Source organism: Gulosibacter molinativorax, assembly GCF_003010915.2.
Lineage (GTDB): Bacteria > Actinomycetota > Actinomycetes > Actinomycetales > Microbacteriaceae > Gulosibacter > Gulosibacter molinativorax.
This window is the reverse complement of record NZ_CP028426.1, coordinates 1,200,183-1,216,486: the sequence shown is the minus strand read 5'-3', so window position 1 is coordinate 1,216,486 and position 16,304 is coordinate 1,200,183. Positions and strand designations below refer to the sequence as shown.

The following is a 16,304-nucleotide window of genomic DNA, read 5'->3' as shown; positions in this document are numbered from 1 at the left end:
ACGTGCAGGGCACGATCTCCGCTGGCGTAATCGCGGGACGCAATAGGGTTGTGGCATGCAGTTCTATGGTCAGCAGCCTCAGCACGACTTGACGTACTCGGATGTGTTCCTCATTCCTTCCCGTTCAGAGGTCGGTTCGCGGCTCGGTGTCGACCTCGCGACGAACGACGAGACGGGGATGCAGATTCCACTCGTCGCGAGCAACATGAACTCGGTGACGGGGCCCAGAATGGCGAGCGCGATGGCGCGCCGCGGTGGGCTGGCCGTATTGCCGCAGGATCTCGACGAGGCCGATCTGGTTGCCGGGCTCGCGTGGGTCAAATCGCAGCATCCGATCTGGACGGCGCCGTTCGCCTTCGACGGCAGCGCCACGGTCGCAGAGGTCCTGAGCCGAGTACCCGCAGTGAAGGGGCAGACCATCGCCGTCCAGGAGGCGGGGGAGACGAGGCTGATCCTCGAGGCGTTCCGGCTCGAGCGCATCCCCGAGGATGCGCACCTCGCCGACCTGGGGCACCTCGCGGCCCCGATGATGGCCGCAGAGGAGTTGCGGGATGCGCGAATCGCCTTCGATCGCCTCGAGGAGGTCCCGGAGAAGTTCGTCGCGGTGGAGCAGGATGGCGAGCTTGTCGGCGCGCTGTCGCGGCGGGATGCGCTTCGCTCGACGCTCTATCGCCCGAATCTCGACGACCAGGGTCGCCTTCGGGTCGCGGCCGCGCTCGGGATCAACGGCGACATCGTGTCCCGCGCGAAGGTGCTGCAAGAGGCGGGCGCGGATGTGCTCGTGCTCGACACCGCGCACGGGCATCAGGGTTCTATGCTCAAGGCAATTACGGCGGTGCGCGAGGCGGAACTGGGACTTCCCATCGTCGCGGGCAACGTCGTGTCCTCTGCGGGCACGCGCGACCTCGTCAATGCGGGCGCCGACATCGTGAAGGTGGGCGTCGGTCCCGGCGCGATGTGCACGACGCGCATGATGACCGCGGTCGGCCGGCCGCAATTCTCGGCCGTCCTCGAATGCGCCGAGACGGCTCGCACGCACCGGGCGGGCGTGTGGGCGGACGGTGGCGTGCGCTATCCGCGCGACGTCGCCCTGGCCCTCGCCGCGGGCGGCAGCGCCGTGATGATTGGCTCCTGGTTCGCGGGCACCTGCGAGGCGCCCGGCGTCGCGAAGACGGATGAATCGGGTCGCCTGTATAAGGAGTCCTTCGGCATGGCCTCGACTCGCGCGGTCACGGAGCGGTTCGGGAAGCTGGACGCGTACGAGCGGGCGCGGAAGATGCTCTTCGCGGAAGGCATCTCGAACTCGACCATCCTCATGGACCCGAACCTGCCGAGCGTCGACGACCTGATCGACATCATCACAACCGGCGTCCGCTCGAGCTGCACCTACGCCGGGGCTGGCAACCTCGCGGAGTTCGCCGAACGAGCCAAGGTCGGTATCCAGTCGGCGGCTGGCTACGAGGAAGGCAAGCCACTGCCGGTTTCCTGGTAGCGCTGGCATTCGAGGTTCCGTCGCTCCCGTAGACTGTGCGCTAACTATGGACTGGATACTGCTGGCCGTCGGTTTTCTGCTTTGTGTCGGAACCGGTATTTTCGTCGCGACCGAGTTCACGCTCGTCAATCTTGACCGCCACGAGCTCGAGGCCCGTCGGGCCAAGGGCGAGAAGCGGCTTACGCCGGTCATTAACGCGCTGAAGGAAACCTCGACGCACCTGTCGAGCGCCCAGCTCGGCATCACGCTCACGACGCTCCTCACCGGCTACACGATGGAGCCGGCGATCACGTCGCTCCTGGGTGACTGGCTGCTATCGATCGGCGTCAGCGAAGACTGGGTGAGCAGCGTCGGGGCCATCATCGCGATGGTGGTCGCGACATTCCTCTCGATGGTCGTCGGCGAACTCATCCCCAAGAACTTTGCGCTCGCGCTGCCCGATACCCTCGCGAAGGTCGTCGTGCCGGTGCAGAACGCGTTCACCGCCGTGTTTCGCGTCCCGGTCAAGGCCCTGAACAATTCCGCAAACTGGCTCATCCGCCGCATGGGCATCGAGCCCAAGGAAGAGCTGTCCGGCGCGCGCACCGCGGAGGAGCTCTCGAGCCTCGTGCGCCGCAGCGCGCTCGTCGGGGTGCTCGATACCGACAAGGCCGTGCTGCTCAACCGCACGCTCCGCTTCAGCGAGCACACGGCCGACGAGGTCATGACGCCGAGGCCCCGCGTGACCGTGATTGCCTCCGACGCCTCGGTGGAGGAGCTCATCCGGCTCGCCGACCAGACCGGTTTCTCGCGCTTCCCCGTGATCGGGGAGGACATCGACGACGTCATCGGCGTCGCGCACCTCAAGTACGCCGTGGCCGTGCCGCGTGAGCGCCGCTCCGGGGTGCCGGTCGGCGCGATCAAGACCGACGCCGTGTTTGTGCCCGAGACGATCGAGCTGGATGCGCTGCTCGGCGAGTTGCGCGGCGAGGGCTACCAGCTCGCGATCGTGCTGGATGAGTACGGCGGGACCGCGGGCATCGTCACGCTCGAGGACCTGGTCGAGGAGATCGTGGGCGAGCTCGTCGACGAGCACGACCACGCCCACGTCGACATCATTCGCACGCGCGACCGCATCAGCTTTGACGGACTGCTCCGGCCAGACGAGTTGCGCGATCGCCTCAACATCGACATCGACGAGGACGGCCCCTACGAGACCGTTGCCGGGTTCATGATGCATCAGCTGGCGCGCGTCCCCGCGGTGGGCGACCAGATTTCCGTGAACGAGGGCACCCTCACCGTCGAAGAAATGGAAGGCCGACGCATTAGCCGCATCCGGTTCATCCCGAACGATACCTACGAGACGCGCGAGGAACGCATCCGCCGCGAGCGGGAAGCTGACGAGAAGGGAGCGCGCGCATGAGCTCCGACTTCATTGGCATCGTCTGGCTCGTAGTCCTGCTGGCGATTAATGCCTTCTTCGTCGCGGCCGAATTTGCGGTGATCACCGCCCGCCGCAGCTCGATCGAACCGCGCGCCGAGCAGGGTTCGAAAGCCGCGCAAACCGCGCTGTTCGCGATGGAGCACGCGACGCTGATGCTCGCGACCTCGCAGCTCGGCATCACGGTCTGTTCGCTGCTCATCCTGAACGTCTCCGAGCCTGCTATCCACCACCTGCTCGTCGGCCCGCTCGCGTGGACGGGCATGAGCACCGAGTGGGTCAATGTCATTGGGTTCGTGATCACGCTGGTGCTCGTGACCTACCTGCACGTGGTGTTCGGCGAAATGGTGCCGAAGAACATCGCGTTCTCGATCCCGGATCGCGCCGTGCTCATCCTCGCCCCTCCGCTCGTGTTCATCGCCCGCATCTTCAACCCCGTCATCTGGTTCCTGAACGAGGTCGCGAACCTCGTGCTGCGCGCGTTCGGGGTCACGCCGAAGAGCGAGGCGACGAGCACCTACACGTTCGACGAGGTGGCGGTCATCGTCGAGCAGTCGAAGCGCGAGGGCGTGCTGACCGACGAGGCGGGCACGCTCTCGAACACGTTCGAGTTCACGACGAAAAAGGTCGGCGAGGTCGCAGTGTCGATTGAGAACATCTACCTCCTCGACGAGGGCGCGACGCCGCACGACGTGCAGCGCGCCGTGGCCGAGAAGGGCTTCTCGCGGTACATCATCGCGCACGACGGCGAGCCGGTCGGCTACGTCCACCTCAAGGACCTCATCGGGCGCGAAGATTCGTTGTACGACGAGCCGATCCCGGCGGAGGACGTGCGCTCGCTGACCTCGATGTACGTCGGCACCGAACTCGAGGATGCGCTCGCCTCGCTTCGCCGCACGGGTAAGCACCTCGCCCGCGTGATCGATAAGTCGGGAAAGACCCTCGGCATCCTTTTCCTTGAGGACGTCATCGAAGAGCTCGTCGGCGAGGTCCGCGACGCAACCGCGCGGCGCTAGGGTAGGCGCATGGCACAAGCGACGACCCCAACGTGGCGTGACATTTCTCTCGACGACCTGCGCTCGGTGCTTCAGACACCCGGTGCGAGCGACAACAAGTACACCCGTGGGGTCGTACTGCTCGCGACCGGCTCGCAGACCTATCCGGGCGCGGCGGTGCTCAGCGCACAGGCCGCGGGCCGCGCCGGCGCGGGCATGATTCGCTACACCGGCCCGGAGCGCGTCGGACGCGCGGTGCTTGCCGCAAGGCCCGAAGTCGTGCGCGGGCTGGGCCGCTGCGATTCGCTCGTGATTGGCTCGGGCATCCCCGATATTCGTGAGGATGAGCGCCAGGAACTCATGCCGAAGCCGCGGCGGTCCGCGTATCCCGCGGTGGTGGATGCGGGCGCGCTCACCTTCGTGACGCCCGGGCTGAGCGAGACGGTCATCACCCCGCACGCCGGTGAACTCGCTGCGCTGTTCAAGCGGCTCGAGATTTCCGAGCTTTCGCGTGAGGACATCGAGGCCGACCCGGCCCACGCCGCGTCCCTCGCGGCCGACGCCCTTCGCTGCACCGTGCTGCTGAAGGGCGCAGCCACGCACGTCGCGAGCGCGGATGCGCGCTTTCGCGTGGTGGCGCCGACGTCCTGGCTATCGACGGCCGGCACTGGCGACGTGCTCGCGGGCCTGTTGGGGAGCATCCTCGCGGCGCGGCACGCGCGTGGGGAGGATGCGAACCTCGCGTTGGATGCGGCCGCCGCGGTGTGGCTGCACGGCCGGGCCGGATGGCTCGCCGCGCAGCGCAACGCGGGCGCGCAGCCGCCGCACGCCGCGATGTGCGCGCCGGCCGAAGAACTGCTCGCCGGGCCCATCGGTGCCCCCATCCTCGCCCTCGACGTGGCCGAAGCGATCCCCACCGTGATCGCCGCGGTGCTGGCCCGGTGAACGACGCTCCTGCCAAGCCGCTCGTAACATCCGCGGTCCACAGCTACTCGAGGCGCCACCGCCTCGCGATCACCCTCGAGAACGCCATGATCTGGCTCGCGATGGCGCTCGTGCACGTGCTCTACGCGTGGGTCGGGTCGTGGCACGCCTCAACCCCGCTCAACGACGTGACGAGCGTGTATCGCGGCTGGCTCGATCACGCGACGCTGAGCGGCTCGATTCCGGGCATCCACGAACCGTTTGTGTACCCGGTCGCGTCGCTCCTCCCGATGTGGCTCGCGGACGTGCTCGGCGGGCACAAGCACTACACGCAAGCGTGGGTCGTGATCGTGCTCGCGCTGAACCTCTTCGCGCTGTGGTGGCTGACGTTCCGGCGGCAGCTCGGGTTCGGGGCGAGGATGCGCCGGGTCACCGCCTGGTTCTGGGTCGCGTTCATGGTCGCGATCGGGCCGATCGGTATCGGGCGCATCGATGCGATCACCGTGCCAATCGTGATCATCGCGCTCGTGACGATTCGGGAACGCACGGTGGCGTCCGGCTTCGCGTTTACGTTCGGCGCGTGGCTCAAGATCTGGCCTGCGGCGCCGTTCGCAGCGGCATTCGTGCTGCTGCGTCGGCGCTGGCGCCTCGTGGTTGGCGCGCTGCTCGCCTGCGCGGTCGTGCTCGTGCCGATCATGCTGTTCGTGCCGGGGTGGTCGATCGACAACCTCGCGAGCTTCATCACCGGGCAGACCGGTCGCGGCCTGCAGGTCGAGTCGTTCGCGGCGAGCATCCTGTTGGCCCTGAGTGCCGCGGGCGTCGAGGGCTACAGCGTGGCGTTCAACCGCGAGATCCTCACGATGCAGATCACCGGCCCCGGAACGCAGTTATTCTCCGAGATCCTGACGCCGCTCATGTTCGTGGTCATGGGCGCGCTGCTCGTGTACGCGATCCTCGCGAAACTGGCTGGCACTCGCTTGGCACGCGCGTTCCCGTCCCTGACGCTCGCGCTCGTGGCCACCTTCATCCTCGTGAACAAGGTCGGCTCACCCCAGTTCTTCACCTGGCTCGCGCCGGTCATCATCATCGGGCTGCTTTGGGACGGCCGCTGGTTCCGCTGGCTCGCGCTCGTGAGCCTCACAATAGCGGCGCTCACCCAGATTATTTACCCGTGGTACTACGGCTGGGTCACGGCCGGGGTGCCGTGGGCCGTCATGACGCTGCTGGTGCGCAACCTGCTCGTGCTGGGGCTGCTCGTCGCCTCGGTGTGGCGGATGTGGCCATCCGGGCCGAGAGAGGTTTCAGCCGGGCGCAGGATGCTTCGGGGCACCACCGACCGACGCAAATGATTGTGGACCCCCATAGGGTCGAAGATATGACCGATCATTCGCGACCCCACGAGTACTCGCCCGTTGCAGGCGCTCCGAACAACACGCACGGCGAAGGCCAAGCGACATCACGACCAGGTGGCGAGAGGCCGGGGTACTTCTACCAGCTGAAGCGCGGGAAAATCATCGGGCTCATGGTACTCGCCGTGCTGTTCGTCGTGGTGTCGGCGTTGCTCTTCTTCTGGGCCTTGGGCGTAGAGCCCGGTGCATTATCGGGACGCGACAACGGTCGGCGAATCACCGCGCTCATCGTCGGGCCGATCGGTGTGCTCCTCTTCGGCCTGGGATTGTTCGAGATCATCCGAAACTTCGTCCGCAACGGCAAGCGTCCCGGCCTGGAACTCCGCCCGGAGGGCTTCGCGGAGCGCACGTCGAGCGCGGCGCCGAACGGCCTGGTGCCATGGACAGAAGTGCAGGCCTTCGCGTTCATGACCATCAGCCGGCAGCGATTTCTCGTCTTCGTGCTCACGGATCCGGAGCGATTCAAGAGCTACATTGGCACGAACAAACTCAAGCAGATGGCGTTCGCCGCAAACCATCGGATGTACGGCCCGATTCACGCCGTCGCGCTCAACAACCTCAAGGCTTCGCCTGACGACCTGGTCGAAGCGATTCCCGCGGTGACGCAGGGCGCCGTCCGCCTAGCCAGCTAGCTCAGTACGCGGGCGAGCGCCGCCGAGACCTCTGGGAGTTCGAGCAGGAATCCGTCATGGCCGAACGGCGACTCGATCACGTAGGCGTTATCGCCGGTGATGGAGTTCGGGATGCCCGCCGCGATGCGGTGCTGCGTCTCGACCCGGAAGAGCGTGTCGGTATCGATACCGACAACGAGCGTCTCGTTCTGGATCGTGGCGAGGGCCGCATCCACCCCGCCGCGGTCGCGACCGACGTCGTGCGTGTTCATCGCGGTGGTGAGCGTGATGTAGCTGTTCGCGTCGAAGCGGCGCGTGAACCGGTTCCCGTGGAAGTCGAGGTACGACTCGACCGCGTAGCGCCCGTGGCCCTGGTCTGGCGCAAGTGCTGATTGCCAGGATCGGCCGAAGCGATCATCCAGCTCGGTGTCCGAGCGGTACATCAGCATCGCGAGGCGACGCGCGAGCGCGAGGCCGCGGTTCGGGCCGTCGCCTGAGGCCGCGTCGTAGTACTCGCCGTCGGACCAGCCGGGATCGAGTCGGATCGCATCCGCCTGCAGCGTGTTTTGCGCGATCGTCATGGCGTCGATGACCGGCGGGGCCGAGAGTATCGCGAGCTTGTCGACCCGATCGCCGAACATGACGCCCCACTCGAGGGTGTGCATCCCGCCCATTGAGCCGCCGAGGACCGCGACGAGGTGGTCAATGCCCAGCGCATCCACGAGGAGTGCCTGCGCGCGGACCTGGTCGCGAATCGTCGTGCGGGGGAAGCGTGCGCCCCACTCGGTGCCTTCGGGGGAGATCGAGGCAGGCCCTGTAGTGCCCTGGCAGCCGCCGAGCATGTTCGGCGCGATGATGAAGTATTTCGTCGGGTCGAGCGGCTGGTCGGAGCCGATTAGTCCAGGCCACCACCCCGCGGTTGGGTGCCCGGGTCCGACTGAACCCTCGACGTGCGAGTCACCCGTCAGCGCGTGCAGGACAAGCACCGCGTTCGAGGCGTCGGCATTGAGCTCGCCCCACGTCTCGTACGCGATGCGCACCGGCACCGAACCGCCGTGTTCAAACTCGAAATCCCCGACCGAGACGAACTTCCGTTGGCCGGGGTTGTCGCCCTCCAGCCACGCACCCGTGGCTGGAGGGCGGATCGTGGACGCGACTCGCCGCGAGCCCGGCAACTCCGAGCCGAAGGCATTGCTCTCCCGAAAAAGTGAGTCACTCCACTGCATTGGGACAGCCTAGTTCGCTGCGGAGCCGATTGCCTGCTCGAGGTCGGCGATCAGGTCGTCGATGTGCTCGATACCGACCGACAGGCGGATGAGCCCCGGGGTGACGCCAGCCTCGAGCTGCGCCTCGGGGCTGAGCTGCGCATGAGTGGTCGAGGCAGGGTGCGTGATGATCGAGCGGACATCGCCGATGTTCACGACGTGATTGAAGAGGTCCACACCCTCGACGACGCGCTTGCCGGCGTCGAGGCCGCCCGCGACCTCGAACGTGAGGAGCGCCGACGCGCCCTTAGGTGCGTACTTCTTCGCGAGCTCGTGGTTGTGGCTCGACTCGAGGCCCGGGTAGTTCACGTTGACGACGTTGGGGTGCTCCTCGAGCCACTCCGCGATCGCCTGCGCGTTCTGCACGTGGCGCTCCATGCGCAGGCTGAGCGTCTCGATGCCCTGGATGATCTGCCAGGCCGACTGCGGCGCGATCGAGGTACCCATGTCGCGCAGCAGCTGCACGCGGGCCTTCATGATGAACGCGATGCTGTCGCCGAGCGCGCCGGTGTAGCTGAGACCGTTGTACGTGACGTCGGGCTCGGTGAGGCCGGGGAAGCGCTCGACGTGCTGGCTCCACGGGAACTTACCGCCGTCGACGATGACGCCGCCCACAACCGAGCCGTGGCCGCCGAGGTACTTCGTCGCTGAGTGGACGACGATGTCGGCACCGTGCTCAAACGGGCGGGTGAGGTACGGGCTCGCGACGGTGTTGTCGACGATGAGCGGGAGGCCTGCTTCGTGCGCCACGCCGGAGACGAGCTCGATGTCGAGCACGTTGATCGACGGGTTACCGATCGACTTGGCGAAGAACAGCTTCGTGTTCGGCTTGATGGCAGCCTGCCACTCAGCCGCATCCTGCTGGTCGCGCACGAATGTGACATCGATGCCCTGGCGGCCGAGCGTGTACTTAAAGAGGTTGAACGTGCCGCCGTAGATGGACGAGGATACGACGAGGTGGTCGCCCGCACCCGCGATGTTCAGCACCGCGAGGAGTGCCGCGGACTGCCCCGACGAGACCGCGAGCGCCGCGGTGCCGCCCTCGAGCGCGGCGACGCGCTTCTCGAGCACGTCGGTCGTCGGGTTCATGATGCGCGTGTAGATGTTGCCCGACTCGGTGAGCGCGAACAGGTTCGCCGCGTGCTCGGCCGAGTTGAACGCGTAGGCGGTCGTGTTGTAGATCGGCGTAATTACCGAGTTGGTGGTGGGGTCGGTCTGGGCCCCGGCATGGACCTGCAAGGTTTCAAAGCGCTCGGTCATCGGACTTCCTCTTCGGTTGATGGCACGTTGGTTGGCGGCGCAAAGCGCACAGGCTCAATCTTGCCCCGCATCCCGGCACAGCCCAACTCCCTGCGTAACGTGACGACGCATCCATGACACCTGCCCACGACGCATCCATGACACCTGCCCATGACGCATTCATGACACCTGCCCACGACGCATCCATGACACGATATGCGGGTGAGTATTCTGCTGGCCGGAGGCGGCGAGATCGAGGCACTGCGCCCGATCGCCGAGAGATTCGTTGCACAAATCGACGCGCGCGCGGGGTCGTCATCCGCGAAGGTCGCGGTGGTGGCCGCCGCGGCGCAGCCGGAAGCGCAGCTGCGCGCGACCGAGGCGCTGTTTGCCGGGCTCGGGATCGAGCTCATTCCGGTGGTCGCGTCGGTGGATGCGGCGGGTTCCGTCACCGAGGGATTCGACGGTGGGGAGCTCCTCACCGCCGACGGCATCGTGATCGCCGACGGTCAGCCGCTCGCGATTCTTTCCGCGCTCTCGAGCCGCGTCACCGACGTCCGTCGCCTCGTCCACGAGCAGGTGCCGTTCTTGGGCATCGGCGGCGGTGCCGCGGTCGCCTCCGAGGTCGCGATCCTTGGCGGCACCGAAATCGGGGGCGTCCAGATCGCGCCCAACCTGCCCGGCGACAGTGCGATCTCGGGCGAGGTTCGGGTCGAGCAGGGCCTCGGCCTCGTCGACCTCACGGTGCTTTCGCACGCGGCCCAGCGCGGAATCGTGGGCCTCGCGGTGGCTTGCTGCGAGGCGGGGCTTGCCGACCGCATCCTCGCGCTGGATGAGGGCACCGCGCTCGACATCTCCGAGGCCGGCATCGAGCTGTTCGGCACCGGCTCGCTGTGGCACGTCGTCGGCGACGCGGGCGGTGTGACCGTCACCTCGTCACGCGCGGGGAACGACGAGGACACTGCCGAGGACGACGACGACGACGCTGACGCTGAATAGCGCCGCCGACTCGCGTCGAGCCGACGCTGCCGACGCTGCCGACACCGGACAACGACGCGACGCCCAGACGCCGAGTCGCCCCATCCCGAACACCTAACTCTGAGCAGTCCCACCTCGAAACGTTGCGTACGATCATGAACCTTGCCGAACTCGTCTCCTCCGGCCGAATGGATGCGGGCTGGGCCGGCGTGCTCGAACCCGTGGCACCCGAGCTTGCCGCGATGGGCGACTTCTTGCGCGCCGAGAACGCTGCCGGTCGCGGGTACCTGCCCGCGGGGGAGAACGTCTTGCGCGCGTTCGCGCAGCCGCTCGCGGATGTGCGGGTCGTCGTGGTCGGGCAGGACCCGTACCCGACGCCGGGGCACGCCATCGGGCTCTCGTTCGCGGTCGATCGCGACGTACGGCCCATCCCGCGCTCGCTCACGAATATCTATCGCGAGCTCCAGGACGATCTCGGCATCCCGCCAGCTCCGCACGGTGACCTGACCCGCTGGAGTGGGCAGGGCATCCTGCTGCTCAATCGCTCCCTGACGGTACAGCCCGGCGCAGCCGCATCGCACCGCGGCAAGGGGTGGGAGGCAATCACCGAATGCGCGCTGCGCGGGCTCGCTGCGCGTGGCGGCCCGCTCGTGGCGATCCTGTGGGGCAACGACGCGCGGAAGGCGCGCGCGTTTCTCGGCGACGTGCCCGCGATCGAGTCCGCGCATCCCTCACCGCTCTCGGCGTCGCGCGGATTCTTCGGCTCGCGGCCGTTCTCGCAAGCGAACTCCCTGCTCGAGGCACAGGGTGCGTCACCAATCGACTGGCGCGTCGAAGGCTAGCGCAGCGCAGGGCTGGGCGCGGTCTCGGAGTCGGTGGCTATGGTTGGCGGCATGAGCGAACTGCATGATCTCTCGGCCGTGACACAGCGTCGGATGCTCGCCTCGGGTGAGCTTCGAAGCCTCGAGCTGGTGGACCACTACCTCGATCGAATCGCGGCGAAAAACGACGAGCTGCGCGGCTTCATAACCGTGACGACCGATGCCGCTCGGGAGCGCGCCGAGCAGCTCGATACGCAGCGGGATGCGGGCGACGAGGCGGCCAGCGACCTGCACGCCGCGCCGCTGTGGGGGATGCCGTTCGGTGACAAGGACCTCACCGATCGCGCCGGAGTCCCGACGACCTATGGTTCGCGCGCGATGGTCGGGTATGTCCCAACCGAGACCTCCGCGACGCCGCTCGCGATGGACGCGGCCGGGGGAGTCTCGCTCGGCAAGACCAACACCCCGGAGTTCGGCTTTCCGAGTTATACCGAAAACCTCCTCGAGGGCGGCGTCGCGCGAAACCCGTGGGACACCTCGCGCGGGCCGGGCGGATCCTCGGGCGGAGCCGCAGTCTCAGTCGCGGCCGGACTCCTCCCGTTCGCCCCGGGCAGCGACGGCGGCGGCTCGATCCGCATCCCCGCCGCGGCCTGCGGCCTCGTCGGCCTCAAGCCCTCGCGCGGGCGGGTGCCCGGCGGTTCCGGGGTGGATGCGCTCGCCGGCCTCGCCGTCGAAGGTCCGATCGGCCGCTCGATCGAGGACGTCGCGCTGCTGCTCGACGGCATGATTCCACGCCGCGAGGATGATCGTCCGCGGGATCAGTTCGCGCTCACGGCGCCTGGCGGGGAGCGCTCCTACCTCGAGTCGCTGCACGAACCGAGCCGCCGACTCAAGATTGGCTGGAACACCTGGTCGCCGTGGGCCACCGACTACGAGATCACGCTCGACGATGGCGCGGCAGGCGTGCTCGAAGACACGGTCCGCCTCGCGGAGCGGCTCGGGCATACCGTGGAGCGGGTCGAGCCGAGACCCTTCCCCGAGTATGTCCGCGCGTTCCGGGCGATCTGGCAGGGCGGCGCATCCGCGATGCCGCTTGACGACGCGACACTGGCCGGGATCGAGCCACTCACGCGCTGGATCATCGAGGAGGGCAGGAAGCTCCCGGCCCGCACGGTCGTCGAGGCGCTCCGCACGCTTTCCGGGTTCGAGCGGCAGATCATTGCCGACTACGACTCCTACGACGTCGTGCTCACGCCCTCGCTCGCGATGTCGCCGCGCCCAATCGGCTGGTACGACACCTCGGATGGGAACCGGAATTTCATCCAGCAGTGCCAGTACACGCCGTATACGAGCTATCTCAATGTGGCGGGGCTGCCCGCCATCACGCTCCCGATCGCCGTCGACCCGCTGCCTTGGGGTGTGCAGGCGATCGGTCGCCCGGGTACGGAGTCAACGCTCCTGCGCTTCGGGCGGGAGCTGGAGCGCGAGCTGCAGTGGCAGGACCGCCACCCGTCCACCTGGTAGTTACGCCAAAATGTAGGTCCTTGAGTAGCGGAGGCTATCGAAAGGCCGCTTCGATACGCCGCTGCGCGGCGACTCAACGAGCGCGGGGCTTGCCGCCGCGGCGCACGTAGCCGCCATCCTCGAGACCGGCCTCGATCTCGAAACGATTCTTGAGCGCATCCGCCCCCGCGAGCGCGTAGAGGATGGGGAAAAGCAACCCGTATCGACGCCATTGGCGAACATGCACCTCTTCGTGCTTCAACACTCGCGGCGACACGTTCTGGTTGGTGAGGTAGACCCGGCCGACGCACACCCCACCGCGCTTGAACGACCAGCGGGGCAATCCGCGAAGCACGATGAGCGAGTTGTGTCGCTCGATCTTCCCGGTCGAGAGCGGCGCCCCGTAGGCGAGCGCCACTGCGGTCGCGAAATTCGCGCCGAGGCGCGACACGGGGGAGTCGAGGAAGATTTCCTTGGCGAGGCGAACGATCATGCGTCGATCATCCCATTTCTCGACCTTTGGCACGGCTGCACGCGCATACCACGGACCGCGGATGTTGGCGAGTTGCCTGTAGGACCGGTCCAATGTCTGTGAAACAGTCAGTTTTGATACCCAGTAACGCCTTTTCTTGGCGTAGCATTGCCAGCGGTCCTGATCTGGACGCACCCAAATCTACGGAGGCAGTAATGCGAAGTGATGAAGTGCTGAACGAGCAGTTCCGTGCCACAAAGTACTCGGTCGGTTACGACCAGCGGGAAGTAGACCACTTCCTTGACCGAGTCGTGGATACTCTTCGGAAGTACGAATCTGGAGAGTCCATCGAGCGCCAGCCCGTGACTGCGAACACCGTGCAGTCAATTCAATTCGCTCCCACACGTTTTCGTGACGGTTACGAGCCGCACGATGTGGACCAATTCCTCGAACGACTCAGCCGAGCGTTCCAAGAATTCGAGCGCGGTACGGATAACTAGCTCTCCCTCAGCTTTATCGAAGAGGCGGCATCCCACCCAAGCGGTGGGGTGCCGCTTCAGGTTTCCGAGGCGCGACCGTTAGAGCTGCGTCGCGAGCCACTCGTTGTAGGTCTGCGTGCCGAGTCGCGCGTGCGGCCCGGCGACGAGCGACCCGTCGCGTAAGCCCCGGCCAAGCCTGCCCGGCAGCGGGATCTCGAGGGCGCGGTTCGGGCTGTTCTTGACGCTGAGGTAGCGGCGCACCATGTCCGCCATCCGCTCCTCTTGCGGGCCTGCGATATCAGGTGCGAGTCCCTGTGGCCCGCCCTCCACGATTTCCAGCAGTGCGGCAGCCACCTCGTCGACCGAGACCGGCTGCGCACGCATCCGCGGCACGAGTCGAATGTTCGCGAACGCGTATCGATCCTCGAATTGCAGGGCGAAATCGTGGAACTGCGCCGCGCGGAGAATCGACCAGCCGCCCGATAGCCCGCGGAGAATCTTTTCCTGCGTCGCCTTGCCCGCGTAGTAACCCGCGTTGATGCGCGCGGCGCCGATGATCGAGACCGCCACGTGATGGCCGATGCCGTGTTCTTGCTCGGCGGCGAGCAGCGTTCGCGTCGCCTTCCCGAAGAAACGCACCGACTCCTTCGCATCCATCGTCGCCACGGACGACGCGTCGATCACCGCATCCACACCCTCGAGCGCGGGAGTCACCTGCTCCGGGACAGTGATGTCGATGCCGCGACTACGGGCGAGCACGACGGTGTTGTGGCCCCGTTCCTGTGCCGCCAGAACTGTGGCCTTCCCGAGCGTGCCGGTGCCGCCGGCGATTGCGAATTTCATGGCAACTCCTCCAAGGTATTCGCGAACCTACGTTGGCTCACGGAGTGTCTCTCCCGTGAAGAATACGCGCCTCGCATTTCGCGGCGATACGTGTCAACTGCTATAACCGTGAGGATGAGTACTCAAGTTCCCTTTCTGCTGGTGATCGAGGGCACCAATGAGCGCGCTGATAAGGCGTTCACCGCAGCCCTTGACGAATTGACCCAGCAAGTCGTCGACGTCGCGCGCAGCGTCGGCTGGCTGCCGAACCGCATCTACATCGGTGATGCGTCGGAGGAAGACATTCGCAATGCCTATCGCCAGGCGGATGCGGTGGTCGTCATGGGCGGCGAGGACGTCGACCCGACCCTCTATGGGAAGACGAAGGAGTACCCCGAGACCGGGAACCACCTCTCGCTCGCTGACGCGCGCTCGACCGAGCTCATTCGCGAATCGGTCGCGAATCACAAGCCGCTCTTCGGAATCTGCCGCGGGCTTCAGCTCGTGAATGTCGCGCTCGGCGGGACGCTCGTGCAACATCTCGACACGGCCGACGGTCACCGCAAGACGGGCGTCGAGGAGCACGAATTTGTGCAGCATCCGGTCACGCTCGTTGAAGGCACTCGTCTCCGGGAAATCGTTGGCGTACCCGAGCTGCTCACCGAGTCATCGCACCACCAGGCGGCGGATGCGCTGGGGCAGAATCTGCGCATCGCCGCGACCGCGCCAGACGGGACAGTCGAGGCTCTCGAACATGAATCCGCACCGCTCGTGGCAGTGCAGTGGCACCCCGAGTCGCTCGGCTCGGAGCCGGGGCACCTCGAAACCCTCCTTCGCGGACTACTTGACGTGCTCCGCTCGACGGATATTGCGACCGAACAGGCCAGCGCCAACCCTAGCGTCGTCTAGGCTCGCTGGCATGAGCGACCAACACAACGCTGAGCAGTCCCAACCGCAGTCACAGTTCCAATCGCCATATGTTCCGCAGCCCTCATTCCAGGAGCAGCCGTCACAGCTGGCACCGACGGCACCTCGGAGCGGGGGCGCGGGTCTCGCGAAGCTCGCGCTCATCTTCGCGATTGTCACGGTGGTCGTTCACGCGTTACTTGCCTGGGCACCGTCGTTTCTGCTCATTTCCGATGTGGGCAGCCTTATTGTGTCCGCGGCAGGGATAGTGAATGCTCTGCTGACGCTCGTGCTCAGCGCGACCGCGTTGGTGCTCGGGATCATCGCCCTCCGCCGCGGTCAAGGTCTCGTCATTGCCGGGATTGCGGTCGGCCTCGCGTGCGCTGAGCTTTTCGGAGTCCTCGTATCCTTCGCGGGGGGACTGATCTTTAACCTCGCCGCGAGCACGATGTAGCCGCGGACACAGAACGCCACGCTTTCGTCCCCGGAAAGCGTGGCGTTTTCTGTTGCGGTGAGTGGATGATGCAGTTGCAGTGTTGGTGGCAGCCGAAGTGCGTCCGGAGGCCTACTCGCCGGTCTGCCCTGGCGGAACGTTGACGTCAAACTCGACGTTGGTCCCATCCACGTTTGTGACGGTCATGATGACGTCATAGCGGGCGCCGCTCTGGTCGAAGAGATCGCACGTGATCTCCGCGCCCACCTCTCCCGGGAGCCCCTCGGTACAGTCGATTTCCGGGGCGAAGCCGAGCTGGCCTTCGAGGCTTGAGGCAGCCTGGGCCTCCACATCCGATTCCGAGACGGTGAGGGTCGAGCTGCAGCCGGCGAGCGCGAGGCCGACGACTGCAAGGGCGGCAAAACTTGTCACTGCGGTTCGAGTCATGCGGACAGCCTGTCGCGACAACCTCGAAAACAACTGGTCTGAACGCAATTTGATGCCTGAGGATTACGGGGACGTTGTGCTGCGTGCG

The 16,304-nt window shown here is 66.4% G+C and carries 17 protein-coding genes; 12 read left to right on the top strand and 5 right to left on the bottom strand.

What is annotated here, in order from left to right:
- Positions 1-55 precede the first annotated feature (55 nt).
- The 6 genes from guaB1 to GMOLON4_RS05775 are packed head-to-tail and all read left to right on the top strand — an operon-like array spanning position 56 to position 6,872.
- Positions 56-1,492 carry a GMP reductase gene (gene guaB1, locus GMOLON4_RS05800; RefSeq protein ID WP_026935567.1) on the top strand — a complete coding sequence of 479 codons (1,437 nt, stop codon included), beginning with the start codon at positions 56-58 and terminating at the stop codon, positions 1,490-1,492.
- A gap of 46 nt (positions 1,493-1,538) precedes the next feature.
- Positions 1,539-2,894: a hemolysin family protein gene (locus GMOLON4_RS05795; protein ID WP_035731254.1), complete on the top strand. Its 1,356-nt coding sequence runs from the start codon at positions 1,539-1,541 to the stop codon at positions 2,892-2,894.
- Positions 2,891-3,928, top strand: coding sequence for a hemolysin family protein (locus GMOLON4_RS05790; RefSeq protein WP_026935568.1), 1,038 nt, complete (start codon positions 2,891-2,893; stop codon positions 3,926-3,928). Before GMOLON4_RS05795 ends, GMOLON4_RS05790 begins: the two co-directional genes overlap by 4 nt.
- Before the next feature lie 9 nt (positions 3,929-3,937).
- The gene (locus tag GMOLON4_RS05785; protein ID WP_051265768.1) at positions 3,938-4,852 is read left to right on the top strand and encodes an ADP-dependent NAD(P)H-hydrate dehydratase; all 915 of its coding nucleotides are present in this window, start codon (positions 3,938-3,940) and stop codon (positions 4,850-4,852) included.
- A complete protein-coding gene (locus GMOLON4_RS05780) occupies positions 4,849-6,180 on the top strand; it encodes a glycosyltransferase 87 family protein (RefSeq protein ID WP_051265771.1) in 1,332 nt (443 codons plus the stop codon). Before GMOLON4_RS05785 ends, GMOLON4_RS05780 begins: the two co-directional genes overlap by 4 nt.
- Before the next feature lie 26 nt (positions 6,181-6,206).
- A complete protein-coding gene (locus GMOLON4_RS05775) occupies positions 6,207-6,872 on the top strand; it encodes an STM3941 family protein (RefSeq protein WP_026935570.1) in 666 nt (221 codons plus the stop codon).
- Here the strand turns inward: GMOLON4_RS05775 and metX are convergent.
- Together metX and GMOLON4_RS05765 are read right to left on the bottom strand one after the other, a co-directional pair.
- The gene (gene metX / locus GMOLON4_RS05770) at positions 6,869-8,077 is read right to left on the bottom strand and encodes a homoserine O-acetyltransferase MetX (protein WP_026935571.1); all 1,209 of its coding nucleotides are present in this window, start codon (positions 8,075-8,077) and stop codon (positions 6,869-6,871) included. The two genes, GMOLON4_RS05775 and metX, sit on opposite strands and share 4 nt — an antisense overlap.
- 9 nt (positions 8,078-8,086) lie before the next feature.
- Complete coding sequence (locus GMOLON4_RS05765) at positions 8,087-9,376, bottom strand: O-acetylhomoserine aminocarboxypropyltransferase/cysteine synthase family protein (RefSeq protein WP_026935572.1); 1,290 nt, start codon at positions 9,374-9,376, stop codon at positions 8,087-8,089.
- A gap of 201 nt (positions 9,377-9,577) precedes the next feature.
- Here GMOLON4_RS05765 and GMOLON4_RS05760 point away from each other — a divergent pair, with 201 nt between their 5' ends.
- The 3 genes from GMOLON4_RS05760 (at position 9,578) to GMOLON4_RS05750 (ending at position 12,678) form a co-directional block, all read left to right on the top strand.
- Positions 9,578-10,354 carry a type 1 glutamine amidotransferase family protein gene (locus GMOLON4_RS05760; RefSeq protein ID WP_026935573.1) on the top strand — a complete coding sequence of 259 codons (777 nt, stop codon included), beginning with the start codon at positions 9,578-9,580 and terminating at the stop codon, positions 10,352-10,354.
- Between the two features lie 134 nt (positions 10,355-10,488).
- Complete coding sequence (locus tag GMOLON4_RS05755) at positions 10,489-11,175, top strand: uracil-DNA glycosylase (RefSeq protein WP_035731256.1); 687 nt, start codon at positions 10,489-10,491, stop codon at positions 11,173-11,175.
- Between the two features lie 51 nt (positions 11,176-11,226).
- The gene (locus tag GMOLON4_RS05750; protein ID WP_026935574.1) at positions 11,227-12,678 is read left to right on the top strand and encodes an amidase; all 1,452 of its coding nucleotides are present in this window, start codon (positions 11,227-11,229) and stop codon (positions 12,676-12,678) included.
- 73 nt (positions 12,679-12,751) lie between these two features.
- Here the strand turns inward: GMOLON4_RS05750 and GMOLON4_RS05745 are convergent, their stop codons facing one another.
- Positions 12,752-13,150 (bottom strand): Fe-S oxidoreductase, encoded by a 399-nt coding sequence (locus GMOLON4_RS05745; RefSeq protein WP_026935575.1) that lies wholly within the window; start codon positions 13,148-13,150, stop codon positions 12,752-12,754.
- Positions 13,151-13,344: 194 nt separating this feature from the next.
- Here GMOLON4_RS05745 and GMOLON4_RS05740 point away from each other — a divergent pair, with 194 nt between their 5' ends.
- Positions 13,345-13,629: a DivIVA domain-containing protein gene (locus GMOLON4_RS05740; RefSeq protein ID WP_051265774.1), complete on the top strand. Its 285-nt coding sequence runs from the start codon at positions 13,345-13,347 to the stop codon at positions 13,627-13,629.
- 78 nt (positions 13,630-13,707) lie between these two features.
- Here the strand turns inward: GMOLON4_RS05740 and GMOLON4_RS05735 are convergent, their stop codons facing one another.
- The gene (locus GMOLON4_RS05735) at positions 13,708-14,451 is read right to left on the bottom strand and encodes an SDR family oxidoreductase (protein ID WP_026935576.1); all 744 of its coding nucleotides are present in this window, start codon (positions 14,449-14,451) and stop codon (positions 13,708-13,710) included.
- A 114-nt stretch (positions 14,452-14,565) separates the two neighbouring features.
- Between GMOLON4_RS05735 and GMOLON4_RS05730 the strand changes: the two genes are divergently transcribed.
- Entirely contained in the window at positions 14,566-15,339 is a 774-nt protein-coding gene (locus GMOLON4_RS05730; RefSeq protein ID WP_084147252.1) for a gamma-glutamyl-gamma-aminobutyrate hydrolase family protein, read from the top strand.
- A 10-nt stretch (positions 15,340-15,349) separates the two neighbouring features.
- Positions 15,350-15,790, top strand: a complete 441-nt coding sequence (locus tag GMOLON4_RS05725; protein ID WP_026935577.1) for a hypothetical protein — start codon at positions 15,350-15,352, stop codon at positions 15,788-15,790.
- Between the two features lie 111 nt (positions 15,791-15,901).
- On the opposite strand, the gene GMOLON4_RS05720 is transcribed toward GMOLON4_RS05725, so the two are convergent.
- Positions 15,902-16,216 carry a DUF4333 domain-containing protein gene (locus GMOLON4_RS05720; protein ID WP_051265780.1) on the bottom strand — a complete coding sequence of 105 codons (315 nt, stop codon included), beginning with the start codon at positions 16,214-16,216 and terminating at the stop codon, positions 15,902-15,904.
- Positions 16,217-16,304: the final 88 nt, after the last annotated feature.